Below are 24,309 nucleotides of genomic sequence, written 5' to 3' on the forward strand. Positions count from 1 at the left end.
GGGTGTCCGCGTACGGCCGGCCCGCCATCGCGAGTCGAGCTGGAGCGGTACTTCTTCCTGCGGCATCCCTCATGCCTTGAGGAGCCGTGGCTTTGTCCGTGAGTTGTGAGAGCGTGTGCCGCTCGGCGGGCGTGCGATAGGTTGCCCGCCATGACCGAGCTTGGGCCCGTCACCTGGCCACCTGCCCCGATCAGGACCGAGCGGCTCGTGCTGCGTGAGTCCGAGGCCCGGGACCGCGCGGCGTTCATCGAGCTGTTCGCCTCGCCAGAGGTGGGCACCCACCTTGGTGGCCCTCGACCGCGTGACGAGCTCGAACACGCGGTGCCCGAGGTGCCCGGGCGGCGCCCTGGTTTTTTCGTGGTCGATCTCGGCGGAGCGATGATCGGCATGATCACGCTCGATCGGCGCGATGCAGAGCGTCCGGGACACGTCCGGCCGGATGCCGGGGAGGCCGAGCTCGGCTACATGTTCCTGCCGGAGGCGTGGGGATGCGGGTACGCCGCCGAGGCGTGCGCGGCGGCACTCGGCTGGTTCGCCGACGCACTTCCCGGCGAGCCGGTGGCGCTCTGCACCCAGACCGCCAACGACCGCTCGATGCGCCTCGCGGCGAAGCTGGGGTTCACCGAGGTGGAGCGGTTCGAGGAGTACGGCGCCGAGCAATGGTTCGGCGTGTGGTCCTCGGTCACGCCGTCCGGTTGAGCTCGTACTCCGAAGGGCAGGTGCTGCCAAGATTGGGAGCGAGTTGCCCAGGAACGCGACGGGCAGGGTCCACAAGAAGCTGCTCGTCGCCACGGTGGGACAGACCGCACACAGGTTCTCAGCTGGTGGCGCCCCAGGTGAGAGAGAGGCCGGTGGCGGCGCGTTCGGTGCGGATCTCCATCATGCTGCCGAGGATGGTGGCATGGTCGGACACCACAGGCGTGGCGTCGAGCGTGTAGGTGATCCGGGTGCTGACGAGCACCGGGCTGCCCTGCGGCTCGTGGAGGTGGCGGGCGGCGGCGGAGTCGAGCAAACCGGGCCGGACCACCTCGGACGCCCGGGCGACCGTCACTCCCGCGTCGGCGAGGGCCGTGTAGAGGGAGACGGCGGTGAAGTCGCGGTCGCGGACCTGGTCGGCCATCGGCCGGCGGACCCAGGACACCTGGTGTACGGCGGGACGTCCCGCGAACTCGCGGACCCGCTCCAGCCGCAGGGCGGTGTCGCCGGGACGCAGCCGCAGCTCCGCGACGATCCGGGCGGGGACCCGGCGCACCGCCCGCCCGGCCACCGCGGTGCGCACATCGTGGCCCTGTTTACGCAGGTCGTCGACCAGGCTGCGGAGCGAGTCGAGTTGGTACGCCAGGTGGGGCGGGGCGACGAACGTACCCCTGCCGGGCTGCTGCACGATCAGCCTCTCGTCGCTGAGCTCCCGCAACGCCTGGCGCAGCGTCATGAGGGTCACCCCGTAGGAGGCGCTCAACTCCCGTTGCGGCGGCAGGGCCTCACCGGGGGCGTAGTGCCCCGACCGGATCTTCGCGGCGAGGTCGGCGGCGATGGCGCGGTATCTCGCCTCGTGCCCGGCGTCGGGGGTCATCGTGGTCGGTCACACTCCTGGTCGAGGGCTTGCCGCAGGGTCATGAGGAAGGCCCGCAGGTCGTCCGGCCCAGCCCCGTCGAGTACCCGCCGCATGACTGCGGCGCCGACCACCACGCCGTCGGCGTGCCGGCGGGCTTCGCGTGCCTGGTCCGGGGTGGAAATGCCAAATCCTAGCAAGACCGGCCGGTCGGTGGCGCGCCTGATCCGCTCGGTGAGCTCCGTCGCCGAAGCGGCGAGGGCGGTCCGCTCACCGGTGGTGCCCATCACCGACACCGCGTAGACGAATCCGCGGCTGTGGTGTGCGATCTCCGCCAGCCGCGGCTGCGGCGTGGACGGCGACGCCAGCAGGGCCGGCTCGATCCCGGCGGCGGCGGCCACGGCCGTCAGCTCGTCCGCCTCGTGCACCGGCAGGTCGGGCACGATCAGGCCGCCGACGCCGGCCCGGCGCAGCGCGGCACAGAACGTCTCGGGGCCGTCGTGCAGCACCAGGTTGTAGTAGGTGCTGACGACCAGCGGCACGCCCAGGTCCGGCATGCCGGACAGGTCGGCGAGGATCCGGCGGGTGCTCGCCCCCCGGGCCAGTGCCGTGTTACTGGCCTGCTGGATGGTGACACCGTCCAGCGTGGGGTCGGAGAAGGGCAGGCCGACCTCGATCGCATCCGCCCCGGCGGCGGCGAAGGCCCGCAGGTAGTCCGTCCAGTCGGGCGTGATCCCCCCGGTGACGTACGGCATGAGCAGGCCGCGGCCGGTGTCCCGGCGGGCACGCAGGTGGCCTTCGACCGCGCCCGCGGCCAGGGTGGGGCTCGTCACAGCAGCTCCTTCAGGGTTGAGACGTCCTTGTCGCCCCGGCCGGACAACGTCATCAGCACCGTCGATCCTGCGGGCAGTTCGCCACCGCCCGCCGCGCGGATCACCCAGGCGAGGGCGTGCGCCGATTCGAGCGCCGGGACGATGCCTTCGGCACGCGCCAGCCGTACCGCCGCGCCGACCGCCTCGTCGTCGGTCACCGTGACGTAGCGAGCCCGGCCCAGGTCGCGCAGGTGGGCGTGCTCCGGGCCGACTCCCGGGTAGTCGAGTCCGGCGGCGATGGAGTGCGCCTGGGCGATCTGCCCGTCGTCGTCCTGCAGGAACAGCGAGCGGCAGCCGTGCAGGACGCCGAGCCGGCCGCGGGCCGCCCCGGCGCCGCCCTCCGCCTCGACACCGACCAGGCGCGCCGGGGTGTCGGCGAATCCGGCGAACGTACCGGCCGCGTTGGAGCCGCCGCCGACGCACGCGACCACGTAGTCCGGAACGCTGGTCCGCAACTCGGCGGCGCACTGCCCGCGGGCCTCGTCGCCGATGATCCGCTGGAACTCCCTGACCATCCACGGGTACGGATCCGGCCCGATGACCGAGCCGATGCAGTAATGGGAGTCGCCCGTCGCGCCCACCCAGTGCCGCATGGCCTCGCTGGTCGCGTCCTTGAGGGTACGGCTGCCCGTGGTCACCGGGACCACCTCGGCGCCCAGCATGCGCATCCGGAAGACGTTCAGCGCCTGCCGCTCGATGTCGCGCTCGCCCATGAACACCGTGGCCTCCAGCCCGAGCAGCGCGGCGGCGGTCGCGGTGGCCACCCCGTGCTGGCCCGCTCCGGTCTCGGCGATCAGCCTGCGCCGTCCCATCCGGGTGGCCAGCAGGGCCTGGCCCAACACATTGTTGATCTTGTGGGATCCGGTGTGGGTGAGATCCTCGCGCTTGAGGTACAGCTGCACACCCAGCGCCTCCGACAGCCGGCGGGCCGGTGTGAGCGGGGTCGGCCGCCCGGCGTGCACGGCGAGCAGCCGTGCCAGGGCGCCCCGGAATCCCGGATCCGCCCAGGCTTCCCGGAACGCCTCGTCCACCTCGCGGCACGCCTCCACCAGGGACTCCGGCGCGTACCGTCCGCCGTACTCGCCGAATCGGCCCCGCGCTCGGGGCTCGCTCATCGTCCCGTCCAGCGGGACCGGCTCACGCCACGGCAACACGTCTCGCACGCCATGCTCCAATCGTTCTATAACTCTTGGAAGAGTTCTATAACAGGAAGTGTGGCACGGGCGGCGCGGACGCGCCACCACCGGTACTCGGCGCGGCAGCCAGGAGGGTCTTCGGCCGCGAATCGCAGCACGAGCGTTCGGATCGGTTCCTTCGGCGGGCCACGAATGCCGAGATCCGGTGGGGCACCGTGCGGGGCTCCTCGGGAAAGCGTTCGCGGAGCGGACAGGCCGGATCGGCATCGAAGGCGGCGATCTCGGTGTCGGTCAGGGGTGCGCCCACGCCGTCGCGGGTGCGCATGCGGCCGCCTCCTCGTCGTGGCGGGCGGCGACCGTACAGCTCGCACCCCGCGCGTGATCATTACCGGATAACGAAGGTCATCGCGTAACCGGTCAGGCAAGGGCTCCGGCGGTCCGCGTGAGTCTCGGAATTGCCTGCGCGCACCTTGAGGTCAGTCGCGGGGGGCGTGTGCTTCGTCGTGCGAGTCGATCAGGAGTACACCGCCGCCAGGGCGGGAGGCCCACCCGGCCCGAGTGGTTCGGCCAGGAGGATCGGTGTCTGCGCCATGAAGCGGGGGCGTCCGGTCAGGTTGCGTTGAGCGGCGTGGACGAGGAAGGGGTGGCAGATGTAGGCGTCCCCCGGCTCGCCTGTCGCGTAGGCCAGTGGCCTGTCAGAAGTGCCGGCGTCGACGAGCGGTCCGGCGGTGAACGGGTCCATGGGTTCCTCGGAGAGGATCCGCGGTAGGTCGTGATGTGATCCGATCCGGATTCTGGTGGGTGCGTCGTCCGGGCCGACGTCGGACAGCAGCGTCAGGAGCAGGAGTGTGTGAGGCCTGGTCGATACCGCCCACCGACCGTCCTGCAGGGGGACGCTGGCGTCGATGTGCCAGCCGTCATCGTTGGACGCTTCGGCGTGGGGGAAGCGGACGGGGATGTTGCCGAGCGTGAACTTCGGCGACCAGCCCCCGGGCCCCGCGACGGCATCCAGCGCCCGAGCGAGGACCTCGCTGGTGGCGATCTGTCCGAACGGGCCCTCACGCGTCAGGTCCGCCGTCCACACCACCGGCTGGGTCCACGTCGAAGGATCATCGGGCAGTGGCTCGATCCGCTCCCACAATCTCGCACACGCCTTTTCCGCGACCTCGCGCGGAACCACCGCAGGCACCTTGACGTATCCGTCACGTATAAAAGATTCCACCGCAGAAAGCTACGACAACACCGCTCTCATTTCATCCCGTTTTCTAGCGTGCACCGGTTATCCATCTGCTCGTCCGAGCGGCCGGGGCCGGGTTGCTGGAGGTCTGCAGCACCGACGCCCGTGACGCGGTGAGCGTGTCCAGGAGTCGCCGGGTGAGCAGGAACGGCGCGAGATGATTGACCTGGAACGTCTTCTCGAAGCCGTCCACGGTCTTAGCAGGAAGAGGCGCTCTTCGCAGCAACGTGGTGATCGCCGCTGCCCCGGGGTGCGTCGAGGCGGCTCTGACCGCGTGGACCGCGAACGCTCAGCCGCAAACGCTCGCAAGGATCCTGGACCGCGCCATGCAGGCCCCTTCCGGCCTGGAGTGAGGGCGAGGACGCGTGTGAGAGACGTCCGTAAATCCATGCGGGCCGTCCCGGCTCACCGGACTCGAGCGCACTGACCGAGTGGACACATACAGAAGCAGTCGCACCGTAACCCGAGTAGGGCCTGGGGGAGTACATACGGTGACTCTTTGAATGCAGGGCTGAGACAATTCGCGACAGTTGGATATGCGGTCTCACCAGTAAAGTGCGAATTGGCGACCCTGTTGCCGGCCACGCGGAGACCGGGCCGGGGTAGCCGACGTCGGCGGCCAGGAGGCTGCTGCTGTCGCCGGGCGTGAACGGCGGCCCGGGATGCCGGTGTGGGCGAGGTCGGGCCGGGCTGCGCGCGCCACTCCCCGCCACTTTCACTTTATATCAGATTCGTGCGTCTCATGAGTCGCCAGAAAGTGCTTCATACTTGCCCGTTGCGAACCGACCCGACGAACGACGGAGCAACGGAATTGGGTTACGTGCTGGGTTTCGAGGAGATCGACTCGACGAATATCGCAGACGTCGGCGGAAAGGGAGTGCACCTGGGCGAGCTCTCGCGAATCAATGGCATCCGCGTACCGGACGGCTTCTGCGTCACGACAGACGCCTTCCAGCGGGTCGTGGCCGAGGCGCCGTCGATCGACGCTCAGCTTGACCGGCTGTCGCGCGTGAAACCGGACGACCGTGCGGTGATCCGCACCCTGAGCGCCGACATCCGCCGCGTCGTCGAAGGCGTCGCGGTTCCCGACGATCTTGTGGCAGCGATCAGCGAATCGCTCGCCCGACTCGGGGAGCAGGCCTCCTACGCGGTGCGTTCCAGCGCGACGGCCGAGGACCTGCCGACCGCGTCCTTCGCCGGCCAGCAGGACTCGTACCTGAACATCGTGGGCCTACCGGCGATCCTTCAGCACGTCCGAAGGTGCTGGGCCTCGCTGTTCACCGAGCGGGCAGTGACCTACCGGCGCCGTAACGGCTTTGACCACCGCAAGGTGCGGATGGCCGTGGTCGTACAGCAGATGGTGTTCCCGGACGCGGCCGGGATCCTCTTCACCGCGGACCCCGTGACCTCGAACCGGAAGATCGCCACTGTGGAAGCCGGTTGGGGGCTCGGCGAGGCGCTTGTCTCCGGTCTGGTCGCCGGGGACGTCTACACGGTGCGCGACGATCAGGTCGTCAGCACGGCGGTCGCCACCAAGCCGCGGTTCGTCCAGGCGTCGCCGGGAGGCGGTACCCAGGACGCACCGATCGAACCGTGGCGGCAGACGCAGCCGACTCTGACGGATGCGCAGGTCGTGAACCTGGTGCGGCTGGGCCGGCGCATCGAAGCGCACTTCGGCAGGCCCCAGGACATCGAATGGTGCCTGGTCGGCGATGACTTCCACATCGTCCAGAGCAGGCCGATCACCACCCTGTTCCCCATCCCGAGGACCGACGACCAGGAGAACCATGTCTACGTCTCCGTCGGTCACCAGCAGATGATGACCGACGCGATGAAGCCGCTGGGACTCTCCCTGTGGCAGCTGACGACCCCACGGCCGATGCACGAGGCGGGCGGCCGGTTGTTCGTCGACGTAGCCCCCGTCCTGGCGACGCCCGCGGGTCGCGCGAACCTCCTCGGGACCCTGGGGAAGTCCGACCCGCTGATTCGGGACGCGCTACAGACCGTCCTCGACCGCGGCGACTTCATCCGCTCACTTCCGGACGAAGATTCCATCGCCGCGCCCGCCGGTGACCCACCCGCCCCGATCGAGACCGATCCGGCCGTTGTCACCCAGCTGATCCGACACAGTCAGGCGTCCGTCGCCACCCTGCGGAGCGAGATCCAGGCTCTGTCCGGACCGGTGCTGCTCGACTTCATCCTGGCCGACATCGCAGAGCTGAAGCGCATCCTGTTCGATCCGCAGGGCATCCAGGTGATCATGGCGGCGATGGAGGCGACCTGGTGGCTCAATGACCGCCTCGAGGCGTGGCTGGGCGAGAAGAACGCGGCCGACGCGCTCACGCAATCCGTCCCCCACAACGTCACGTCGGAGATGGGGCTGGCGCTCCTCGACGTCGCGGACACAATCCGACCGCACGCGGACGTCGTGACGTTCCTGCACCGCGTCGTGGACGAAGGCCGGGAGGGCGACGGCTTCCTGAACGAGCTGGCCGGGCTGGCTGGCGGACGGGAAGCACGTGACGCCATCCGGGGCTACCTCGACGAGTACGGCATGCGCTGCGCGGGCGAGATCGACATCACCAGAACGCGCTGGAGCGAGCATCCCGCCACGCTCGTGCCCACCATCCTCGGCAACATCAAGAACTTCGAGCCGGGTGCCGGCAAACGACACTTCGAGCAAGGACGCCTGGAGTCACGACGGAAAGAACAGGAACTTCTGACGCGATTGCGCGCCCTGCCCCACGGGGAGCAGAAGGCCGAGGAGACCAAGCGGATGATCGACCGCGTCCGCACCTTCGCCGGATACCGGGAGTACCCCAAGTACGGCATGGTCAGCCGCTACTTCGTCTACAAGCAGGCGTTGCTGCGGGAAGCCGATCGCCTCGTCCGTTCCGGCGTCCTGCGCGAGAAAGAGGACATCTTCTTCCTCCGGTTCTCGGAGCTGCAAGAAGTCGTGCGCACCGACGGCGTGGACGCCGAACTCATTCTGGAAAGGCGGGAGGCGTTCCGATCGTACGAGGCGCTCACACCGCCCCGGATCCTCACATCGGACGGCGAGGCCATCACCGGCCAGTACCGGCGTGAGGACGCCCCGCCCGGCGCGCTGGCCGGCCTCCCGGTATCGGCCGGGATCGTCGAGGGCCGTGCCCGTGTCGTCATGGACATGGCGCAGGCAGACCTGGAGGCGGGCGACATCCTGGTCACCACCTATACCGACCCCAGCTGGACCCCCCTGTTCGTCACCGTCGCCGGACTGGTGACGGAGGTGGGCGGCCTTATGACGCATGGGGCGGTGATCGCGCGGGAGTACGGCTTGCCGGCCGTTGTGGGGGTGGAGCAGGCCACCCGGCTGATCCGGGACGGGCAGCGGATCCGCATTCACGGAACCGATGGGTACGTCCAGATCCTCCCCTGAACCGTCGCCTCGGACCCGGGACTCCAGCACTCGAGGTGGGCCATCTTCGGCACCACCGCGCTCTACGGGAGCGGCAATTCGCGACAGTTGAACAGGCGACCTCACCAGCATGAATCCCGGTCATGGTCGGTTGGGGACCTCCCGGGTCGTCCGGAACCGTCGAGGCGACCCGGGAGACGGGTACGTGATGGAGCCCGTCCATCCGGCCGTGTGTTCGCTACGGGCGGATCAAGACGAGTTCGAGCAGCTTGACGAGCTGATCGAGCTGTTCCGGGTTCAGGCGGCCGGTCATGGGTGCCAGGGCGCGCCGGACTTCGTCCTCCACTCGCTTGGCCAGTTCGAGCCCGGCTGGGGTCATGTACACATCGACGACCCGGCCGTCATCGGGGTTCTTGTCGCGTGTCAGCAACCCCCGGCGCTGAGCGCGGTCGACGAGGCCGGACATCGTGGACTTGTCCAGGCCGAGATAGGCGGCCAGTTCGGTGATGCGGGCGCGGCGGTCGCGGAGGATGCCGAGCACCCGTAGTTGGGTGAGCGACAGGTCGTGCTCGCCGCCGATGCGGGTCAGCACGCCTGCCACCTCGAAGGTGGTCCGGACGAGGGCGTCCATGACATCGTCGGTGGCGGTCATGCCGCCATGCTAGTCCGCATGGTTGGCAATACCAACCATGCCGAAGCCGGCCCGAGCGGAGGCGAACGGCCCCCCGGTTTCACGCCGCCACGGATCGCGCCACGGCAACCCCGCCACGGCTGCGCTGCTCGTCGCGCACGGCCCCATGCGCTCCCGGGCGCGATGGTGAAACCACACAACGTGATGCGGCATTGATCGAACCGCATCCGTTGACATGGTTTGTATTACCAACCACTATGGAGGTGGTTGGTAATGCAAACCATCTTGGGAGGTCACCATGCACGCTGCCGTCATCCCGGCAGTCGATGCCCCGCCGGTCTATCGCGACCACCCCGACCCCGCGGAACGCCACGGCGACGAGATGGTCGTTGAGGTCCTCGCGGCCGGCCTGCACCATCTGACCAGGGCAAAGGCGAACGGCTCGCACTACTCCAGCAACGGCGTGTACCCGCTCGTCCCCGGCGTCGACGGCGTGGTGCGCGACAAGGAGGGCAACGTCCGCTACGTGGCCCTGGACGACACAGCTCTGGGGACGTTCGCTGACCGCACCCTCGTCGATCCTCGCCGCAGCGTGATCCTGCCCGAAGGCATCGACCCCGTGCGGATCGCCGCCGCGATGAACCCGGCCATGTCGTCCTGGGTCGCGCTGCGCCGACGCGTCGACTTCCACGCCGGCCAGCGCGTCCTCGTCCTCGGCGCCACCGGCAGCGCCGGACGGATGGCGGTCCAGATCGCCAAACTGTTCGGCGCCGCCCAGGTCATCGCCGCCGGCCGCGACACCACCCGCCTGAGGGCGCTGACCGCGCTCGGTGCCGACGAGACGATCACCTTCGACCAGATCGGCCGCGCAGCCGACGTCGACGTGGTCATCGACTACGTGTGGGGTGAATCCGCCGCCGAAGCCATGATTCCGATGCTCACCGCCCGCGCCGACCGCGCCGCCCCGCTGACCTGGATCCAGATCGGATCCATCGCCGGCCGGACCGCGCCGATCCCCTCCGCGGCACTGCGCTCCGCCCGCCTGCAGATCGTCGGCAGCGGCATCGGCTCGGTCTCCGCCCGGGACTTCCTCGCCGAGCTGCCGGAGCTGGCCTCAGTGGTGGCCGCGGGCGCGATCGACGTACGGGCTCGCACCGTACCCCTCGCCCAGGTCGCACAGGCGTGGACCGCCGAGACCGACGACCGCATCGTTTTCGTCCCCTAGCCGTCACATCCGAGGAGGAAGCCATGACTTCGTTGAGCAGCAGTAGGAGACGGGCCCTGGTCGTGGGTCTCGGCGTCAGCGGCATCGCCACGGCGATCGGCCTTCGGCGCATCGGCTGGGAACCGGTGATCGTGGAGAGAGCGCCGGGCCGTCGATCGGGTGGTTACTTCGTCGTGTTGTTCGGCGCCGGCCAGGCCGCGGCGCGGCGACTCGGCATTCTCGACGCCATCCCCGACCGATCGTCGCCCAGCGGCATCACCTACACCGTGGATCGCGCCGGTGTCCGCAAACCTGGCATGGGGTTCGGGGATCTGCCGGTCTCGCCTCGCATGATGCTGCGTGGTGACGTGGAACGTGCCGCCTTCGCCGCGCTCCCGCACGACATGGAGATCCGCTACGCGACGACCCCCACCCGCATCGAGCAGGATGCCTCCGGTGTCGAGGTGACGCTCGAACACGACGGTGGATCCGTGACCGAGCGATTCGACCTCGTCGTGGGCGCCGACGGGTTGCGGTCCGCGGTCCGGCGTCTCGTCTTCGGCCCGCACGACAGATATCTGCATCGGCTCGGCTACATGATCGCGGCGACGATACTGCCGGGCCCGGTCGGCGGGCTCTCCCCACACGAGGGGGCGAGTCTCCTCGAGCCCGGCCGGGCCATGTGGGTCTTTCCGTTCGCCGACCACCCGCCCACCGTGCTCTTCTCGTACCGCACCGACGACGTCGACGCCGAGTTCACCGGTCGGCCCGCCGAACAGGTCCGCGCCGCGTACGGACCTCAGCCCACAGGCCGGCTGCTCGGCGAGGCGCTTGACGCGCTCGACGCCGCCGACGATTTCTTGTTCGACTCAGTGGAGCAACCCCGCATGGACGCCTGGTCGCACGGCCGGGTTGTGCTGGTCGGCGACTCCGCGTGGTGCCCCGGCCTGTACTCCGCCATGGGGATCTCCGCCGGGCTCGCCGGAGCCGACCTGCTCGGCAGCATGCTGCACCGTCACCCCGGTGACATCCGCGGCGCTCTGCGCGCCTGGGAGGCGCAGCTCCGCCCGCACATGACCTACTACCAGGCCAACGGCGTCGAACAACGGTATTTTGTCACCCCCGGCAGCCGGCGGCAGATCGCCCTCCGGCCGGTCCTGGCGCGCAGCCTCCGGTTCCCGGTGATCGGCAATGCCTTGCGCTCCCTGCGAAGCAGCAGCAAGTCCATCCGAGAACGGGAGCTGGACATCGCCCACGCCGGCTGACAAGAGCCCGGCCCGCATGTACGCACTCGAACGGCGACGCTCATTTGGGGAGGGGGAGCAGGCCGGTGACGCCGGGGTCACAAGGTGTGGGTGGCAGTCGCCAGGGCGGCGTGCTCTGTACGGAGAACATCCGGGTCCCGGGGCTATGGCGACGTTGGTGGGCTCAGGCAACCGTGGGGTCACTCCTTACCTGATGGCTGGGACATCTTCGGGAGCGGAGGGCTCGTTCGGAGCGTTGGCCGGGCAAAGAGTGGTATTACTGTGAGTTACCAAGCGATCCAGTTGCGTCACGGAAAGGTGTGGTCGCGAGGGCCCACTCCGGTGCGCAGTCGGCCGTCTACCAGTCCGGCGAAGCGCCGTTCCGTCGGGATGTGACGTCACCAACAGGGCCGAGGCCGTGCGCGCCGGTCTCCACAGGAGGAGAATCTGTGATCTCGAAGAGCAAGAAGAACGCCCGTTCCATGGCCGTGGCGCTCGTCGCAGCCGCCGCCTTCACCGTCACCCTCCCGGGTGGCACCGCCTTCGCCATCGACCACGTCCAATGCGTTGGCGGCGAGAACTTCCTGAAGATCTGGTCGCACCTCGACGGCCGCCAGAGCGTCGACTGCTACGCCAATGCCGGAAGGACCGACTTCGGCGGATGGTGGGTCGACCGGATCTCCACGGGCAACAACGACTTGATCTACTACGACGCCAACGGCGACTCGGTGAAGATCGAGCGCTGGCACGACATCACCTTCCCGAACCGTCCTCCGAAGGTCGTCGCCATCCAGATCGTGTGACACGCTGACATCTGGCTGCCGCCGGAATCGCCGCCGGTCACGCCCCGCAGGCGTGACCGGCGGCGGGCCTTTCAAGATTGTGGTCGGCGGTCCCGCGACCGAGCCGCGACTGCCGGAGCCCGGCAGTCGACTCGGCAGGATCCCGATGACCGTTCAGCCCGCCTCGCGTTCGGCCGCCTGGAGCCGCCGCCACTTCGCCATCGACTGCTTGATCTCCTCGCGCATGAACGCGAAGAACTGACGGGTCTCGTCCAGCCGTCGCCCGGCGGGGGAGTCGAGCCCCAGGAGCGCGGTGCCCTCGTCGGCACCGGCCTGCACCCGGACCAGCACCGGGTCGGACTGGCTGAAGTAGTGGCTCCAGGTGTGCTCGTGGATCCGGCAGAAGTCGTGCCGGGTACCGGGTTCGCGGCCACGTTCGACCAGTCGCACCTGCACCAGGTATTTGACCGCCCCCGAGATCGCCGACGCACCGACGTCCAGTCGCTCGGCGAGCTCGGCGGCCGACAGCTTGCCGGAGTCGGTGACCAGCAGCGCGGCATAAACACGCGAGGCCATCCGGGGCATGCCGGATTCGACCATGATTTGCGCGAATCGTTCACGAAAATCTGCGATGGCGCCCTCGTCCGCTCGCGTCACCGCAGCTCCTTTCCTTATCGTGGCCCGCACAGTTAGATTATTCAAATATTTCACGAAATTCGTGAAATCAGAGTAACGTCGCTGTTGTGGAGACCGAGCTCGTCGGGGTGCAGAAGACCCTCAGCCCCGTCCTCAAGGCCAAAGCTCTGGACAACCGGCTGCCGGACCCGATCCTCGGCGATGAGTACGCCGAGCAGGTGATGCGCCGCCTTGACCCCGGCTACGACAAGCGCAGATTCGGCTCCAGCCAGCTGGGCCTCGCGGCGGTGGTCCGCGCCAGAGCCCACGACGACTGGGCCCGGAGCTTCCTGGCCGATCACCTCGACGCGGTGGTCCTGCATCTGGGCTGCGGCCTCGACGCCCGGGTGTACCGGATCGACCCGTCAGCCACCGTCGACTGGTACGACCTGGACTATCCCGCCGTCATCGAACTGCGGCAACGATTCCTGCCGCCACGCGAGCACTACACCCTGATCGGCTCCAGCGTCACCGACCCTGCCTGGCTGGAACGCATCCCTCGCGGCCGGCCGGTGCTGATGATCGCCGAGGGGCTGGTGCCCTACCTGACCGAGCCGGACGTCCGGCGGCTGCTGACCAACGTCGTCGGCGCCTTCCCGGCCGGCCAAATCCAGATCGACACGGTACCGGTCTGGGCGTGGCGCACCTCGAGATGGGATCCCACGCTGCGCAGGTATGGCGCCCGGTTCCACTGCGGCTTCGACAACCCGGCCGCGCTCGCTGAGTGGCACCCGGGGCTCGAGTACGTCGACGAGGCGCCGATGTACGACTCACCGATACTGATGGCCAAGGCACCCGCGAACATCCGCCGCGTATATCGCCTCATGAACCTGCTGCCGGGCATGAAACAGTCCACCCGCATCGTGCGCTTCCGGTTCTGAGTTCAGGCCGGCGAAACCCGATCAACATCTCCCCGGTACCACAGAAAGCCCGTACGACCAGGGGGTCCCCAGCCGCTGTCGGTCCTCTGGTGGCTGACGGAGAACCTGTCGGGCGTTGACCGGCTCATCGACGGGTGCCGCAGGTGAGGCGCCCAAGGGCGTCACGCCACCGATGCAGGCCTGGTGGTTCGGGCGTCTGGACGGTGATGTGGGACTCGAGGGACGGCGCGTGCCGCGCCACCGGGTGTGGCGCCCCTTCGATCGCATCTATGCGACCTATGTCCGCCGCACCGCCGTCGGCTCCATCGGGCCTGGCGCACAGATCGCCAATCTTGCACACCTCGCCCGCAAACGGCGCTACAAGGTGCAGGTGGTGCCGCTGGGCCCCCGCCTCTCCCGTCCTGCGCTACATCCGCGATCTGCTCGCCGCTACGGTCGAGCGTCACAGGAACCTTTCGATGCGCTCACCGCGACCAGCGGATGAGGGCTTAGCACGTCGGCGCCCGTCAGTGGTGGTAGGCATGGACGACGGCGTGTCCCCTGCCCCGGCCGATGACCCACTTGTTGATGGGCGTGGTGACCAGGAAGGCCACCAGGAGGGCGAAGGCGAGGGTTCCCCAGAACAGGCCGGAGGTCAGCCCAGCGTCCATGGCGCCGGGAACCGCGACCATGACGGCGTTGTCGACGATCTCCATGACGAGAATGGACAGGGTGTCGGCCGCCAGCGCCAGCCGCAGGGCCTTGCGCCAGTTGACGCCTGCCTTGCGCAACCCGACCAGGGTGAGCGCGTAGCCGAAGAAGAAGGCCAGCACAATGGCCAAGATGATGGTGGGCACATTCGGCCATTCCAGAGCCGTGCCGATCGCCATGCCGAGCACCTCACCGATGGCGCACCCGGTGAGGCAGTGCAGGGTCGCCGACGAGGCCACCCGCCAGGTGGCCTTCCGTGCGTGGCCGCCGTGCCCGTGGTGGTCATGCCCGTGGTGGTCATGCCCGTGGGGCTCCTCGTGTCCAGCGCGATTCTTGGAGTCCATCGATTCCGCCATCCCAGCCTCCCGGCTCGCGCATCTTTTCCTAGCTCTGGCCACCATATACGGGTAAGGGGTATACGGACAACGCTTCTCGCGTCAGGAGGCTGCGGGTATCGGGCCCGCCACGATCGTGAACCCGGCGATCGGCGGGCCGGTGGCGGAAGCGACGCATGCCAGGCATCTACGACGGCCAGTAGCATTGAATGATTCGCCGCCAGATGGGAGTCTCACCTGATGCGTGGTCTGGGAGACCTGGAGTCCACGGTCATGGAGCGCCTGTGGTCGTATCACCGGCCGGCGTCGGTCAGGGACGTGCTCGAAGATCTCCGTCGTGAGCGGGACATCGCCTACACGACCGTCATGACGGTGATGGACAAGCTGCACAAGAAAGGCCTGCTCCGCAGGAAGCCGGTCGGCCGGGCGTATGTCTACGAGACGGTGGCCAGCAAGGAGGCCTACACCGCCGAGCTGATGCGTAGCAGTCTCGCCTCCAGCGGAAACCAGGCGGCCACGCTGGTGCACTTCCTGGAGCGGCTGACCCCCGAGGAGGCGACCGCACTGGAGGCCGCCCTGAAGGTGTATCCGCCCGGGGGGCGCACATGATGGCCGCGGCCGTCCTGGCCCTGTACGCGATGGTCGCGGTGGTCGCGCTGCCCCGCCTGCTGGGCCGGGGCGAATGGGCTGATCGCGCACCTCGTCTGGCGATCTGCGTCTGGCTGGCCGGCTGCGCCTCCGTGGCCGCCTCCGCGATCTTCTCCGCCCTCGCCGTCGCGATCCCAGGCAATGTGGTCGGCCACGGCCTGGCCGAGTTCTTCCAGGCGTGCGCGGACATGCTCTCCGACGGCGCGTCCCTTGCCGCCCCTGACGCTCGCGTCGCCTTGCTCGGTGCCGGGCTGGTCGCGGCCAGGATCGCCTACTGCGGGGCGGCCATTCTGCTCAGGGCGCGACGGGAACGGCGACGGCACGCCGAGATGCTGAACCTCCTCGGCCGCCACGACGGCGCGCTGGACGCGGTCGTGCTCGATCACGACGAGGCCGCCGCCTACTGCCTGCCCGGCCGCGACGGCAGGGCGGTCATCACGACCGCGGCCCTGCGGTCCCTGGCTCCCGAGCAGGTCGCCGCTGTCCTCGCTCACGAGCAGGCGCACCTGCGCGGGCGCCATCATCTCGTCCTGGCCGCCGCCGAGGCCTTCTGCCGAGCCTTCCCCCATCTGCCGCTGTTCGCCCGGGCCCGGAGCGAGATCGCACGGCTGATCGAGCTCCTCGCCGACGACGTCGCGGCTCGCCGCCACCCGCGTATTCACATCGCCGCCGCGCTGGTCCGGCTCGCCACGGGACGGACACCCGCGTTCGCGCTGGGCGCGGGTGGCGAGACCGCCCTCACCCGTGTCCGACGCATGCTCAGCCCGGCGGCACCGCTCGAACTCCGGGAACGCGTCGCGGGCCTGGCCGTAGTCGCCCTCCTTCTCATCGGCCCCGCAGCCGTGGCCGTAATTCCCGGGGTGAGCTCGTTTCTGGCCCACCATTGCCACAACATCTCGCTGTTCTAGCCACGAAACACCTACGACTACGACAGCCAGACGGGTCGGATACGGCGCAGCGGTGATCAAGGTAAGAGCTGGGTGCCGGGGACGAGAGCAAGGGTGATCGACCTGGCCGCTCACCCGCATAAACCGGATCGTGTGTACGCGACCACACCGGACGGACTCCAGATCAGCGATGACAGTGGCGTGAACTTCACCGCGCTCGCCGATTCCCCGCTCATGTCCCACGTGGACTCTGTCGGCAAAGACGATCTCGTCGGAGCCGGGGCTGACGGCCAGGTGTACACCAGCAGGGACGCCGGTGAAACCTGGCAGGCGGTGGGCCGGCTGCCAGGCCCAGCCGCCGCCTTCGCGGCTGTCGACCGGCGGCGTCTTCTCGCGGCCACGCAGGACGGAACCGTCGTGGAGTCGACAGACGCAGGACATCGGTTCTCGGTGCCCTACCGTCCCGCCTCGCACTGAGCCCCCTTCACAGACCATGGCTCGATCGCTCCGGTTCGAGTGGCGGGCCGGCAGAGCCGCCGGTGCGTCGGCGGGTGATGATGGGAACGGGGGGAGACGATGACGAGGACAGGTGTGAACCATCCGATCTTCGCGCGGTTCTATGCCCGTATCAGCCAGGTGATGGAACGCGCAGGTCTGGCCGAGCGTCGGGAGGCGCTGCTGGCCGGACTCTCGGGAAAAGTGATCGAGGTGGGCGCCGGCAACGGGTTGACCTTCGCCCACTATCCGCCGGCCGTTGCCCGGGTGCTCGCGGTCGAACCGGAGCCGCGTCTGCGCCGGTTGGCACGGGTCAATGCCGGCAAGGCCCTCATACCGGTCGACGTTGTCGACGGTCTCGCCGACCGGTTGCCGGGCGAGGACGCGAGCTTCGACGCCGCGGTGATGTCCCTGGTGCTGTGCTCGGTTCCCGACCAGGCTTCGGCGTTGCGGGAGGTGTACCGGGTGCTTAAACCCGGAGGACAGCTGCGTTTCCTCGAACACGTCCTGGCCGACTCATCTGGCATGATCCGCATTCAGCGTCTGCTGGACGCCACGATATGGCCCCGCCTGTTCGGCGGCTGCCACACCGGCCGCGACACCGCGGCGGCGATTGAGCGGGCAGGATTCACCCTTGAGCGGCTGGAACGGTTTCTGCTTCCCGAGATCCGCACGCCGTTGTCATACCTCATCCTCGGGACGGCTCGCCGATGCGGGGGCCAGGACGCGTCCTGGCCCCCGCATCGGTAGCGGCCGCGGCGCGGCGCACCCATAATGCGATCCGGAACAAAGCGGTGGCGCGAACAAGGGAGTTCTTTTGACCGCCACTTGTGGTGAAGGCGGCGAATGAACCACGACACCCAACGCTGAAAGTCAGCGGGGGAGATCTCCTCTGGACACTGTAGGCCGCTCCATGGCCTAGAGCCGGTCGAGAAGCTCCTGCATCTGCTCGATCTCCGCCTGCTGGGCGGTCTCGATGCTCCTGGCGAGTTCCTTGACCTTGGGCTCGGCCCCGTCGGCCTGCTCGGTCCTGGCCATCGTGATCGCCCCCTGGTGATGGGCGATCATCAGCTCGACGAACATCCGGTCGAACTGCGCGCCCTTCGCCGCCTGGAGTTTGACCATGTCCTTCTCGGTCATCATGCCGGGCATGACATGTTCACCGTGGCCCCCCTCTGAGGTGGAAGCCTTCCAAGTGGACAACCAGTCGGTCATGGTCGCGATCTCCGGCCCCTGCGCGGCTTTGATCGTCGCCGCCAGTTCCTTCACCTCCGCATCGGAGGCGCGCGTCTCGGCCAGCTCGGCCATCTCCAGGGCCTGCTCGTGATGCGGGACCATCATCTGCGCGAAGGTGACGTCGACGTTGTTGAAGGAGGTCTGCGACTTCTGGCTTGCGGTAGGGACGGCAGCGGGAGCGCTGCTGGTCATGCCGGTGTGGCCGGTCGGCGCATCGTCACCGCCTCCACAGGCGGTGAGCAGCGTGAAAGCGCCGGCTCCCGCCGTGGCGGTCAGTGCGAGTCTGCGAAGGGCGGATCGGTTGGCGAACATCTCTGTGATCTCTTTCCGGTCGGTCGTATCTGCGTGCCGCTCGTCTGCGGGCGGATCCGTGGTGCCGTCCGCGCAGGTGATCGGCCTATACGCGTAGAACCGAGAGACGCGCCAGGCGTAGGGCCGTCCTTCGCGGGGGTGGGCGGGTGAGGAGTGGCCTCGGTGAGGCACCGGCCGCTCGGGCCTGTGAGGTCCGCCGCGTCCGCATGGATGCCATACCGATGAGGAGAAGAAACGAGGTGAGCACGGCCAGGCAGACCGAGCCCGGATCAGGGGTAAGGGGAGTGTCTCCAAGCTTTGAGATCAGTTGCTCGGCCTGGGGCATCGGGGCGGGGCGGAACATGGGGCGCGCTTCTCGCACTCCATGATCGGCGGTAGCGGAATGCCCGAAGGCGGCAGGCGTGTTGCCGTGCACCCGTTGGTGGTTCAGATGACCCAACGTGTGCATCCCGGCGACGCCCAAAACCAGAGCGATCAGCAGAAGCCTGCACGACACCCACGACGCGGGCCGGCCGGTTGGGTCGCCCATCGTCCTCCCTCGCAGCCGCGGCCCAGTCTTTCCGATTATTCTACGATCTAGGATAGTAGAATAATTCGACATAGATGCGCGGCAGGAACTTTCGAAGGGGCGAACGGCGACGAGGAGTCTGAATCGAGATCACCTCTCATCGCCGGGGCGAGTGAGCGGAGCGCTCTCCCCATCACACCACCTTGCCGGGCATCCCGCTGGAAAATCGGGTGACGGAGGCGCCCGCTCGACTGGAAGGGCAGCGATGATCGCTTCGGGGCTTCATGATCAAGCGGCTTGGTGGATCGATCTCACCGCCGGGTGTGGGACCATGATCCTCGCGCTTGCCAACTATGTGCCGTAGTGGATGATCTCTTTCAGGTGCAGACCTGCATCGCTGGACCGACGATGCGCGAACTGTCGAAGTTGTCGGTGACACGCTGGAAGAGGCGTTCCTGCAGGACAGGATCGGCCACTACATGACAGCGGTGATGATGGCCCAGCAACTGCCCGTATACGAAAAGGCGGAGCACGAGGAGGTTGCGGGGTTCGCCCGCACGGTGCGCAGTGATCAGCATGCCGAGATGTTCCGGATGCGGCACTGGCCGGCAGCCTGGTTCGGCGAGCGGAACATGCCTCGCATGCCCACAGGTGCCTGCCTCTCCCCGACGGGTAGCGGGTAGGTCCGATACCGGCGTCCGGCCTCGCCGTACGCGCCGCCATGTACCCCGGGCAACGCCGGCGCACCCTCGTGGGAAGCCGAACCGAGACTCCGGCAGTGGAACTTGTGGGCCATTCCCTCCGATTGGAGATCTCTCGGATCTGGGCATGGTCTCCTCAAGGAGAACGACATGATGTGCGGCACGGAAACGCCGCCGTGAGCGGAGCCTGGGGTGGGCCTGTTCCTCGTCGAGCCCGTATGCCGGCGGCGCCGGTCAGCAGGGGGTCGCGTTTGGCGGAGAAATTCACGATTGGCGATAGGAGGGTTTCGACCTCGGCGCCCTCCGGCATGAAGGAGAAAGGCCATGACAGATCACACGGACGCCCGGCACGGCGTCGGCAAGGAGCGCAGTACTGCGGTCCTCGACGTCAGCGGACTGCGGTGGGCCTCGGAGCAGAACATCGTCGCGGCCTGCCTCGGCCGCCGCCCGGGAGTGCTGGAGGTGGAGGTCAACCCGGTGGCCCAGACAGCGACCGCGGTGTTCGACCCAGCCCGCACCTGTCTGGCCGAGCTGCGCACCTGGGTGATCGAATGCGGGTATCACCGCGCCGGTCAGTCGGTGCCCTCTCACATCTGCGATCCGATGACCGAGCCGGACCCCCGCCCACCGGCCACAAAGGTCACCCTCCCGCCTCCCACGGCACCACCATGCTGCCGAAACAGCACACACCCGGTCGCGGCACCCATGTGGACGGCACAGCGCGAGCCGGGACCGCCGGGCACGAAGCCCACGTGATCCCGGCCGAGCGCGTGGATCACGGTGGGGCTGACGGCACCCTGCGGGTACGCGTCACCCGGGTCGGCGCGGACACCGCCCTGGCCCAGATCGTCAAGTTGGTGCAGCAGGCCCAGAACTCCAAGGCCCCCAGACAGCGGCTGGCCGACCGGGCGGCCTTCTGACCGGTGCTGGTCGACGGCGGGATCGGCGAGGACGAGCTGCTGCGGCTGGTGTCCGCGGTGGAGCGCGAGTCCGAGCACCCGCTGGCCCAGGCGATCGCCGCTCACGCCGACGCACGTGGCCTGGGCCGGGTACGGGCCGGGCGGTTCGAGAACTTTCCCGGACACGGTGCCGTAGCCGACGTGGCCGGACACCGGGTGGCGGTCGGCAACCGGCGGCTGCTGGAACACGAGGGCGTCGATTTCGGTAAGCTCGGTGCTCGCCGAGACGAGGTGGCCGCCGGGGGACGCACCGCGGTCATGGTCGCGGTCAACGCCCTGGCCCTCAAACGACTGCGCCTGCCGCGTACCTTCCCGGCCGAAGGGTGAGCGTCGGCGTGCTCACGCGCGGGCCCGGCGCTTACCGCCCGGGCCGGTGAGAGTGAGGCGGGTTCCCCTGTCCGGTGTGCCGATCCCCATCGCCGCGATCACCGCGCGTATCCCCCATCAACAACATCATCAGCGGGCAGGCGGCGACGATGGCCAGCAGGATGAGGATGCGGCCGGGCATGCCAAATGCCAACGCGCCGACCCAGGCGGCGACGAAAACGAGCGCGTACAGGCCATAGACCCGCTTGGTGTTCTTGACGATGTTCATCGGCGGGCCTCCTGCTCAGGAGGGCGGCAACGACGTGGTGCGCGGCCCGGGGTCGGTGTTCGGCGCGGTGGAGGTGCGCAACGTGCTCAGGCGCCGCCGGTAGTCCTCCTCGTCGATCTCGCCGCGGGCGAACCGTTCGGCGAGCACCTGCTCAGGGGAGGGCCCGGCAGGTGGGCGCGGGTAGTCCTGGGAGCGGCCCAGGGCACGGACGACCGCGACGACAACGATGATGGTCACACCCCAGAACACGATCATGCCGACGGACATCGCGAACCAGCCCCATCCGCTCAGGTTGTGGCCATACCAGGGCATCATCGTTTTTTCACCCCCGCATCGGCGACGCGGCGGGCACGGCTTTGGTCGTGCTGCCGATCCCGATCCCTTTTTCGGTGTCACTGTCATGCTCTCACCGTCCGGGTCATGCACGCGGGGGCCGAAAGTCCTGGCTGCGGCGCTGTTGGTCCCCTGTCCTCAGCGCTCTGAGTGGTCGCAGGCCGGTCCACCGGCCCGCGTGGGGCGTTACAGCAGGTCAGGGACAGCGGGAGCCTGCACCGGGAACGTGATCTTCAAGCAGGTCCGGAGGCCCGCTGCAGCGGGCTGCGGTGCGACCTGAAGATCTCCGCGCCTTTGGTGGCGCCTGACCTGCGGTGACGCGATGCTGCTGGTGAGGAGGTGGTCTCGGTGCCGATTCTCCCGCGTGTGCTCTTCACGCGGCGTACCATCGCCACAGCCTGCGTCACGGGGAGCCTGGCGCTGGGGTCGGCCGCCTACGGCTCCCACACCCCCGGCCCTCCCGCACTCGGTACGCCCACGTCGGCCTCAGCGTCGATGCCGTCCGGCGGCAACCCCTCCGCTACACCCATGCCCGGCATGCCCCCACGGAACGGCCTGTCCGCCCAGCAGGACGGCTACACCCTGACCTCGCCCAACGCCACCCTCCCGGCCGGTAAGGCGGCCACCTACCGGTTCACCATCACCGGCCCCGGCGGCACACCGGTCACCGCCTTCGCCCTCAACCAGACCAAGCGGTTACACTTCTACGTCATCAGCTCGGACCTGACCGGCTTCCAGCACCTCCACCCCAGCATGACCGGCGACGGCACCTGGACCGCGCACCTGGCCCCCCTCCAGCCCGGCCACTGGCGGCTGTTCACCCAGTTCACCCCGGACACCGGGCCGGGCAAGGGCCGAGATTTCGTGCTCAGCCGCACCCTCACCGTCCCTGGCACCGCCGCCACCGCCGCCTTGCCGCCGCCCTCGGCCTCCACCATGGTCGACGGCTACACCCTGACCCTGCGCGGCAACCTGAAGGCCGGCATGATGAGCCCGCTGACCGTGACGATCCGCAAGGACGGCAAGCCGGTCACCGACCTGCAGCCCTATCTGGACACCTACGCCCACCTGACCGCCTTTCACCAGGGCGATCAGGCGTTCGCCCACCTTCACCCGCAGACCAAGGTCACCGACGGGCACGGCGGCCCCACCCTGGACTTCATGATCGGCTTGCCCGCATCCGGCAACTGGCGGTTGTTCCTGCAGTTCCAGACCGCCGGCACCCTGCGCACCGCCGCCGTCACCCTGCACGTCCGCTGAAGGGGACGGTAAGAGATCAGGGAACACGGCCGAACAAGCCCTGCGGCCGACGGCGGGTCCGGCAGACACAGGCCGGTGGCGCCGCGCTGGGTGCGGCGGTTCACGGCAGCAGGACCGTGCCCATGCCCAGCGGCGCGCAGATCCCCAGGATGCGCAGCATCGGCCACTTCAGCACGAACGTCATCACCAGCGCGGCCAGCGTGATCGCCAGGGCGATCGGGCTGAGCGTGCCCGGCTCGGGCAGCCGGGCACGGAACGGGCCCCACACCCAGGTGAAGGTGTGGGCGAACAGGGTGTGCTCGGCGAAGTAGAGCGCGAGGTTGGCGATCACACCGACGACGGCGGCGCTGACGCACGCCGCCGAAGACGGCGCAACACCTCCACGCTGCTCGCCTGCTCCAGGCACACCTCGGTCGCTTCGCCGGCCCGCTGCGCCCGCATCTCGCCCGAGGCGCCGGCCCGCTGGCAGGAGGGCCGGGACCCGGCCGCCCGCCGCCGAGGCCGATCCAGGGGAGACGGGCGGGCGGCGCCTGTGACCTGAGCTGATGCTGATCGACCGGTGACCCCGGCTGGCACAAGCACCGGGAGATAAACCGCCACGTTAGGCGTGCGCGGCCAGGATCGCATGGTGGTCGGTGCCCTCCGGCCCGCCGGGATCGGTGTGCACGGTGGCCGCCCGCAGCCGGGGCAGCTCATGGATGAGGCGATGCTCAGCCTCGACCGCCACCGCGTGCGCCTGCACCAGCGACAGCTCGTGGCCGACCACGATGTCGACCTCCGCGCGCAGCGCGTGCCCGATCCAGCGCAGCCGGATCGAGCCGATGCGCTCCACGCCCGCGACTCGGGCGACGATCTGCTCGGCCCGTTCGATCAGAGAGGGGTCGACCGCGTCCATCAGCCGGTGGTAGATCTCCCGTGCGGCGTCGCGCAGCACGAAGCAGATCGCCACCGTGATCAGCAGGCCCACGATCGGGTCGGCGAGCGGCCAGCCGAGCGCGGCGCCGCCCGCGCCAAGAAGGACGGCCAGGGAGGTGAAACCGTCGGTACGGGCGTGCAGGCCATCGGCCACCAGCGCGGCCGAGCCGATCTGGCGGCCGACCTTGATCCGGTAGCGGGCGACCCACTCGTTACCGAGGAAACCGACCACACCCGCGGTGGCCACCCAGCCGAGCGCCTGGACGTTCTCGGGGGCGATCAGACGCCTGACGGCCGCATACCCGGCCAGGCCCGCGGAGGTGGCGATCAGGGCCACGATGACGACCCCGGCCAGGTCCTCGGCGCGGCCGTAGCCGTAGGTGAAACGCCGGGTGGCCGCCCGGCGCCCCACCGAGAACGCGATCGCCAGCGGCACCGCGGTCAGGGCGTCGGCGAAGTTGTGCAACGTGTCGCCCAGAAGGGCGACCGAGTCGGAGAACGCCACGATCACCGTCTGGAACACAGCGGTCATCATGAGTACGGCAAAAGAGATGGCCAGCACGCGCATGCCGCGGCTGCTGGACTCCAGCGCCGCATCGGTCTTGTCGGCGCTGTCATGACTGTGCGAGGTGAAGGCGTGCCCGGCGAGGGCCAGCAGTGCGCGGACCCCGCCGTGCCCGCTCGCCTCCCCATGCCCGTGGTCATGCCCATGGGGGTGGCCGTGGTCTGCGTGTTCGTTCGGGTCGCCGCCCGGTAGGCGGTCAGGGCGGTGCGGCTTGTGAGGGGTGTTCGGATCGCTCATGACAGCTCCAGCTTGTGCGCGT

Annotated in this window: 31 protein-coding genes; 16 read left to right on the forward strand and 15 right to left on the reverse strand. The window is 68.8% G+C overall.

Annotated elements, in window-relative coordinates; translation table 11 throughout:
• Positions 1–150: 150 nt before the first annotated feature.
• Positions 151–699: a GNAT family N-acetyltransferase gene (locus AB0K21_RS38830; RefSeq protein WP_343964157.1), complete on the forward strand. Its 549-nt coding sequence runs from the start codon at positions 151–153 to the stop codon at positions 697–699.
• Between the two features lie 118 nt (positions 700–817).
• Here the strand turns inward: AB0K21_RS38830 and AB0K21_RS38835 are convergent, their stop codons facing one another.
• From AB0K21_RS38835 to AB0K21_RS38860, 6 genes are all read right to left on the reverse strand, one after another.
• Positions 818–1,573 (reverse strand): GntR family transcriptional regulator, encoded by a 756-nt coding sequence (locus AB0K21_RS38835; RefSeq protein WP_343964159.1) that lies wholly within the window; start codon positions 1,571–1,573, stop codon positions 818–820.
• Positions 1,570–2,385 carry a tryptophan synthase subunit alpha gene (gene trpA, locus AB0K21_RS38840; protein WP_364157288.1) on the reverse strand — a complete coding sequence of 272 codons (816 nt, stop codon included), beginning with the start codon at positions 2,383–2,385 and terminating at the stop codon, positions 1,570–1,572. Before trpA ends, AB0K21_RS38835 begins: the two co-directional genes overlap by 4 nt.
• Positions 2,382–3,539: a tryptophan synthase subunit beta gene (trpB, locus tag AB0K21_RS38845; protein ID WP_343964259.1), complete on the reverse strand. Its 1,158-nt coding sequence runs from the start codon at positions 3,537–3,539 to the stop codon at positions 2,382–2,384. Before trpB ends, trpA begins: the two co-directional genes overlap by 4 nt.
• 85 nt (positions 3,540–3,624) lie before the next feature.
• On the reverse strand, positions 3,625–3,885 hold the full coding sequence (locus AB0K21_RS38850) for a hypothetical protein (RefSeq protein WP_364157291.1): 261 nt from the start codon (positions 3,883–3,885) through the stop codon (positions 3,625–3,627).
• Positions 3,886–4,074: 189 nt separating this feature from the next.
• Positions 4,075–4,782: a phytanoyl-CoA dioxygenase family protein gene (locus tag AB0K21_RS38855; RefSeq protein ID WP_343964166.1), complete on the reverse strand. Its 708-nt coding sequence runs from the start codon at positions 4,780–4,782 to the stop codon at positions 4,075–4,077.
• Positions 4,783–4,825: 43 nt separating this feature from the next.
• The gene (locus AB0K21_RS38860) at positions 4,826–4,990 is read right to left on the reverse strand and encodes a hypothetical protein (protein WP_343964168.1); all 165 of its coding nucleotides are present in this window, start codon (positions 4,988–4,990) and stop codon (positions 4,826–4,828) included.
• 477 nt (positions 4,991–5,467) lie between these two features.
• Between AB0K21_RS38860 and rph the strand changes: the two genes are divergently transcribed.
• On the forward strand, positions 5,468–8,215 hold the full coding sequence (gene rph / locus AB0K21_RS38865; RefSeq protein ID WP_343964170.1) for a rifamycin-inactivating phosphotransferase: 2,748 nt from the start codon (positions 5,468–5,470) through the stop codon (positions 8,213–8,215).
• A gap of 217 nt (positions 8,216–8,432) precedes the next feature.
• Here the strand turns inward: rph and AB0K21_RS38870 are convergent, their stop codons facing one another.
• Positions 8,433–8,846, reverse strand: a complete 414-nt coding sequence (locus AB0K21_RS38870; protein WP_343964173.1) for a MarR family transcriptional regulator — start codon at positions 8,844–8,846, stop codon at positions 8,433–8,435.
• A 277-nt stretch (positions 8,847–9,123) separates the two neighbouring features.
• On the opposite strand from AB0K21_RS38870, the gene AB0K21_RS38875 reads away from it, so the two are divergent.
• The 3 genes from AB0K21_RS38875 (at position 9,124) to AB0K21_RS38885 (ending at position 12,076) form a co-directional block, all read left to right on the forward strand.
• Positions 9,124–10,050: a zinc-binding alcohol dehydrogenase family protein gene (locus tag AB0K21_RS38875; RefSeq protein WP_343964175.1), complete on the forward strand. Its 927-nt coding sequence runs from the start codon at positions 9,124–9,126 to the stop codon at positions 10,048–10,050.
• A 23-nt stretch (positions 10,051–10,073) separates the two neighbouring features.
• Positions 10,074–11,294 (forward strand): FAD-dependent monooxygenase, encoded by a 1,221-nt coding sequence (locus AB0K21_RS38880; RefSeq protein WP_343964177.1) that lies wholly within the window; start codon positions 10,074–10,076, stop codon positions 11,292–11,294.
• A gap of 428 nt (positions 11,295–11,722) precedes the next feature.
• Positions 11,723–12,076 carry a beta/gamma crystallin domain-containing protein gene (locus tag AB0K21_RS38885; protein WP_343964179.1) on the forward strand — a complete coding sequence of 118 codons (354 nt, stop codon included), beginning with the start codon at positions 11,723–11,725 and terminating at the stop codon, positions 12,074–12,076.
• 153 nt (positions 12,077–12,229) lie between these two features.
• Here AB0K21_RS38885 and AB0K21_RS38890 read toward each other — a convergent pair whose 3' ends face one another.
• Positions 12,230–12,712 (reverse strand): MarR family transcriptional regulator, encoded by a 483-nt coding sequence (locus AB0K21_RS38890; RefSeq protein WP_343964181.1) that lies wholly within the window; start codon positions 12,710–12,712, stop codon positions 12,230–12,232.
• 86 nt (positions 12,713–12,798) lie between these two features.
• On the opposite strand from AB0K21_RS38890, the gene AB0K21_RS38895 reads away from it, so the two are divergent.
• Together AB0K21_RS38895 and AB0K21_RS38900 are read left to right on the forward strand one after the other, a co-directional pair.
• Positions 12,799–13,611 carry a class I SAM-dependent methyltransferase gene (locus tag AB0K21_RS38895; RefSeq protein WP_343964183.1) on the forward strand — a complete coding sequence of 271 codons (813 nt, stop codon included), beginning with the start codon at positions 12,799–12,801 and terminating at the stop codon, positions 13,609–13,611.
• A gap of 115 nt (positions 13,612–13,726) precedes the next feature.
• Positions 13,727–14,095, forward strand: coding sequence for a hypothetical protein (locus AB0K21_RS38900; protein WP_343964185.1), 369 nt, complete (start codon positions 13,727–13,729; stop codon positions 14,093–14,095).
• A 22-nt stretch (positions 14,096–14,117) separates the two neighbouring features.
• On the opposite strand, the gene AB0K21_RS38905 is transcribed toward AB0K21_RS38900, so the two are convergent.
• Complete coding sequence (locus AB0K21_RS38905; RefSeq protein WP_343964187.1) at positions 14,118–14,657, reverse strand: DUF4396 domain-containing protein; 540 nt, start codon at positions 14,655–14,657, stop codon at positions 14,118–14,120.
• 219 nt (positions 14,658–14,876) lie between these two features.
• On the opposite strand from AB0K21_RS38905, the gene AB0K21_RS38910 reads away from it, so the two are divergent.
• The 4 genes from AB0K21_RS38910 (at position 14,877) to AB0K21_RS38925 (ending at position 17,416) form a co-directional block, all read left to right on the forward strand.
• Positions 14,877–15,245, forward strand: coding sequence for a BlaI/MecI/CopY family transcriptional regulator (locus AB0K21_RS38910; protein ID WP_343964189.1), 369 nt, complete (start codon positions 14,877–14,879; stop codon positions 15,243–15,245).
• Positions 15,242–16,192, forward strand: coding sequence for a M56 family metallopeptidase (locus tag AB0K21_RS38915; protein WP_343964191.1), 951 nt, complete (start codon positions 15,242–15,244; stop codon positions 16,190–16,192). The genes AB0K21_RS38910 and AB0K21_RS38915 overlap by 4 nt, the downstream gene beginning before the upstream one ends.
• Before the next feature lie 93 nt (positions 16,193–16,285).
• Positions 16,286–16,648: a hypothetical protein gene (locus AB0K21_RS38920; protein ID WP_343964193.1), complete on the forward strand. Its 363-nt coding sequence runs from the start codon at positions 16,286–16,288 to the stop codon at positions 16,646–16,648.
• Between the two features lie 114 nt (positions 16,649–16,762).
• Positions 16,763–17,416 carry a class I SAM-dependent methyltransferase gene (locus tag AB0K21_RS38925; RefSeq protein ID WP_343964195.1) on the forward strand — a complete coding sequence of 218 codons (654 nt, stop codon included), beginning with the start codon at positions 16,763–16,765 and terminating at the stop codon, positions 17,414–17,416.
• A gap of 168 nt (positions 17,417–17,584) precedes the next feature.
• Here the strand turns inward: AB0K21_RS38925 and AB0K21_RS38930 are convergent, their stop codons facing one another.
• Both AB0K21_RS38930 and AB0K21_RS38935 read right to left on the reverse strand, forming a co-directional pair.
• Positions 17,585–18,214, reverse strand: coding sequence for a DUF305 domain-containing protein (locus tag AB0K21_RS38930; protein ID WP_343964197.1), 630 nt, complete (start codon positions 18,212–18,214; stop codon positions 17,585–17,587).
• Positions 18,215–19,099: 885 nt separating this feature from the next.
• Positions 19,100–19,300, reverse strand: a complete 201-nt coding sequence (locus tag AB0K21_RS38935; RefSeq protein ID WP_343964199.1) for a hypothetical protein — start codon at positions 19,298–19,300, stop codon at positions 19,100–19,102.
• Between AB0K21_RS38935 and AB0K21_RS38940 the strand changes: the two genes are divergently transcribed.
• The 4 genes from AB0K21_RS38940 (at position 19,217) to AB0K21_RS38955 (ending at position 20,709) form a co-directional block, all read left to right on the forward strand.
• Complete coding sequence (locus tag AB0K21_RS38940; RefSeq protein ID WP_364157356.1) at positions 19,217–19,405, forward strand: hypothetical protein; 189 nt, start codon at positions 19,217–19,219, stop codon at positions 19,403–19,405. The two genes, AB0K21_RS38935 and AB0K21_RS38940, sit on opposite strands and share 84 nt — an antisense overlap.
• A 342-nt stretch (positions 19,406–19,747) precedes the next feature.
• The gene (locus tag AB0K21_RS38945; RefSeq protein ID WP_343964201.1) at positions 19,748–20,179 is read left to right on the forward strand and encodes a heavy-metal-associated domain-containing protein; all 432 of its coding nucleotides are present in this window, start codon (positions 19,748–19,750) and stop codon (positions 20,177–20,179) included.
• Positions 20,176–20,343 carry a hypothetical protein gene (locus AB0K21_RS38950; protein ID WP_343964203.1) on the forward strand — a complete coding sequence of 56 codons (168 nt, stop codon included), beginning with the start codon at positions 20,176–20,178 and terminating at the stop codon, positions 20,341–20,343. The genes AB0K21_RS38945 and AB0K21_RS38950 overlap by 4 nt, the downstream gene beginning before the upstream one ends.
• Before the next feature lie 3 nt (positions 20,344–20,346).
• Positions 20,347–20,709 carry a hypothetical protein gene (locus AB0K21_RS38955; protein ID WP_343964205.1) on the forward strand — a complete coding sequence of 121 codons (363 nt, stop codon included), beginning with the start codon at positions 20,347–20,349 and terminating at the stop codon, positions 20,707–20,709.
• A 31-nt stretch (positions 20,710–20,740) separates the two neighbouring features.
• On the opposite strand, the gene AB0K21_RS38960 is transcribed toward AB0K21_RS38955, so the two are convergent.
• Both AB0K21_RS38960 and AB0K21_RS38965 read right to left on the reverse strand, forming a co-directional pair.
• Positions 20,741–20,977: a hypothetical protein gene (locus tag AB0K21_RS38960; RefSeq protein WP_343964207.1), complete on the reverse strand. Its 237-nt coding sequence runs from the start codon at positions 20,975–20,977 to the stop codon at positions 20,741–20,743.
• A 15-nt stretch (positions 20,978–20,992) separates the two neighbouring features.
• The gene (locus AB0K21_RS38965; RefSeq protein ID WP_343964209.1) at positions 20,993–21,292 is read right to left on the reverse strand and encodes an SHOCT domain-containing protein; all 300 of its coding nucleotides are present in this window, start codon (positions 21,290–21,292) and stop codon (positions 20,993–20,995) included.
• Between the two features lie 366 nt (positions 21,293–21,658).
• Between AB0K21_RS38965 and AB0K21_RS38970 the strand changes: the two genes are divergently transcribed.
• Positions 21,659–22,570, forward strand: a complete 912-nt coding sequence (locus AB0K21_RS38970) for a hypothetical protein (RefSeq protein WP_343964211.1) — start codon at positions 21,659–21,661, stop codon at positions 22,568–22,570.
• A gap of 100 nt (positions 22,571–22,670) precedes the next feature.
• Here the strand turns inward: AB0K21_RS38970 and AB0K21_RS38975 are convergent, their stop codons facing one another.
• A complete protein-coding gene (locus AB0K21_RS38975; RefSeq protein WP_343964213.1) occupies positions 22,671–22,901 on the reverse strand; it encodes a hypothetical protein in 231 nt (76 codons plus the stop codon).
• A 270-nt stretch (positions 22,902–23,171) separates the two neighbouring features.
• Complete coding sequence (locus AB0K21_RS38980; protein WP_343964214.1) at positions 23,172–24,287, reverse strand: cation diffusion facilitator family transporter; 1,116 nt, start codon at positions 24,285–24,287, stop codon at positions 23,172–23,174.
• Positions 24,288–24,309 lie beyond the last annotated feature (22 nt).

The organism is Streptosporangium sp. NPDC049248, from assembly GCF_040678965.1.
GTDB classification, from domain to species: domain Bacteria; phylum Actinomycetota; class Actinomycetes; order Streptosporangiales; family Streptosporangiaceae; genus Streptosporangium; species Streptosporangium fukuiense.

What these genes read in the sequence shown, in the direction of transcription:
- AB0K21_RS38830 (WP_343964157.1), top strand. Translation starts at nt 151, where the DNA reads ATGACCGAGCTTGGGCCCGTCACCTGGCCACCTGCCCCGATCAGGACC.
- AB0K21_RS38850 (WP_364157291.1), bottom strand. Translation starts at nt 3,885, where the DNA reads ATGCGCACCCGCGACGGCGTGGGCGCACCCCTGACCGACACCGAGATC.
- trpB (WP_343964259.1), bottom strand. Translation starts at nt 3,539, where the DNA reads ATGAGCGAGCCCCGAGCGCGGGGCCGATTCGGCGAGTACGGCGGACGG.
- AB0K21_RS38960 (WP_343964207.1), bottom strand. Translation starts at nt 20,977, where the DNA reads ATGAACATCGTCAAGAACACCAAGCGGGTCTATGGCCTGTACGCGCTC.
- AB0K21_RS38930 (WP_343964197.1), bottom strand. Translation starts at nt 18,214, where the DNA reads ATGTTCGCCAACCGATCCGCCCTTCGCAGACTCGCACTGACCGCCACG.
- AB0K21_RS38870 (WP_343964173.1), bottom strand. Translation starts at nt 8,846, where the DNA reads ATGACCGCCACCGACGATGTCATGGACGCCCTCGTCCGGACCACCTTC.
- AB0K21_RS38935 (WP_343964199.1), bottom strand. Translation starts at nt 19,300, where the DNA reads ATGCTGATCACTGCGCACCGTGCGGGCGAACCCCGCAACCTCCTCGTG.
- AB0K21_RS38940 (WP_364157356.1), top strand. Translation starts at nt 19,217, where the DNA reads ATGGCCCAGCAACTGCCCGTATACGAAAAGGCGGAGCACGAGGAGGTT.
- AB0K21_RS38905 (WP_343964187.1), bottom strand. Translation starts at nt 14,657, where the DNA reads ATGGCGGAATCGATGGACTCCAAGAATCGCGCTGGACACGAGGAGCCC.
- AB0K21_RS38875 (WP_343964175.1), top strand. Translation starts at nt 9,124, where the DNA reads ATGCACGCTGCCGTCATCCCGGCAGTCGATGCCCCGCCGGTCTATCGC.
- AB0K21_RS38945 (WP_343964201.1), top strand. Translation starts at nt 19,748, where the DNA reads ATGACAGATCACACGGACGCCCGGCACGGCGTCGGCAAGGAGCGCAGT.
- AB0K21_RS38835 (WP_343964159.1), bottom strand. Translation starts at nt 1,573, where the DNA reads ATGACCCCCGACGCCGGGCACGAGGCGAGATACCGCGCCATCGCCGCC.
- AB0K21_RS38915 (WP_343964191.1), top strand. Translation starts at nt 15,242, where the DNA reads ATGATGGCCGCGGCCGTCCTGGCCCTGTACGCGATGGTCGCGGTGGTC.
- AB0K21_RS38880 (WP_343964177.1), top strand. Translation starts at nt 10,074, where the DNA reads ATGACTTCGTTGAGCAGCAGTAGGAGACGGGCCCTGGTCGTGGGTCTC.
- AB0K21_RS38980 (WP_343964214.1), bottom strand. Translation starts at nt 24,287, where the DNA reads ATGAGCGATCCGAACACCCCTCACAAGCCGCACCGCCCTGACCGCCTA.
- AB0K21_RS38910 (WP_343964189.1), top strand. Translation starts at nt 14,877, where the DNA reads ATGCGTGGTCTGGGAGACCTGGAGTCCACGGTCATGGAGCGCCTGTGG.
- AB0K21_RS38965 (WP_343964209.1), bottom strand. Translation starts at nt 21,292, where the DNA reads ATGATGCCCTGGTATGGCCACAACCTGAGCGGATGGGGCTGGTTCGCG.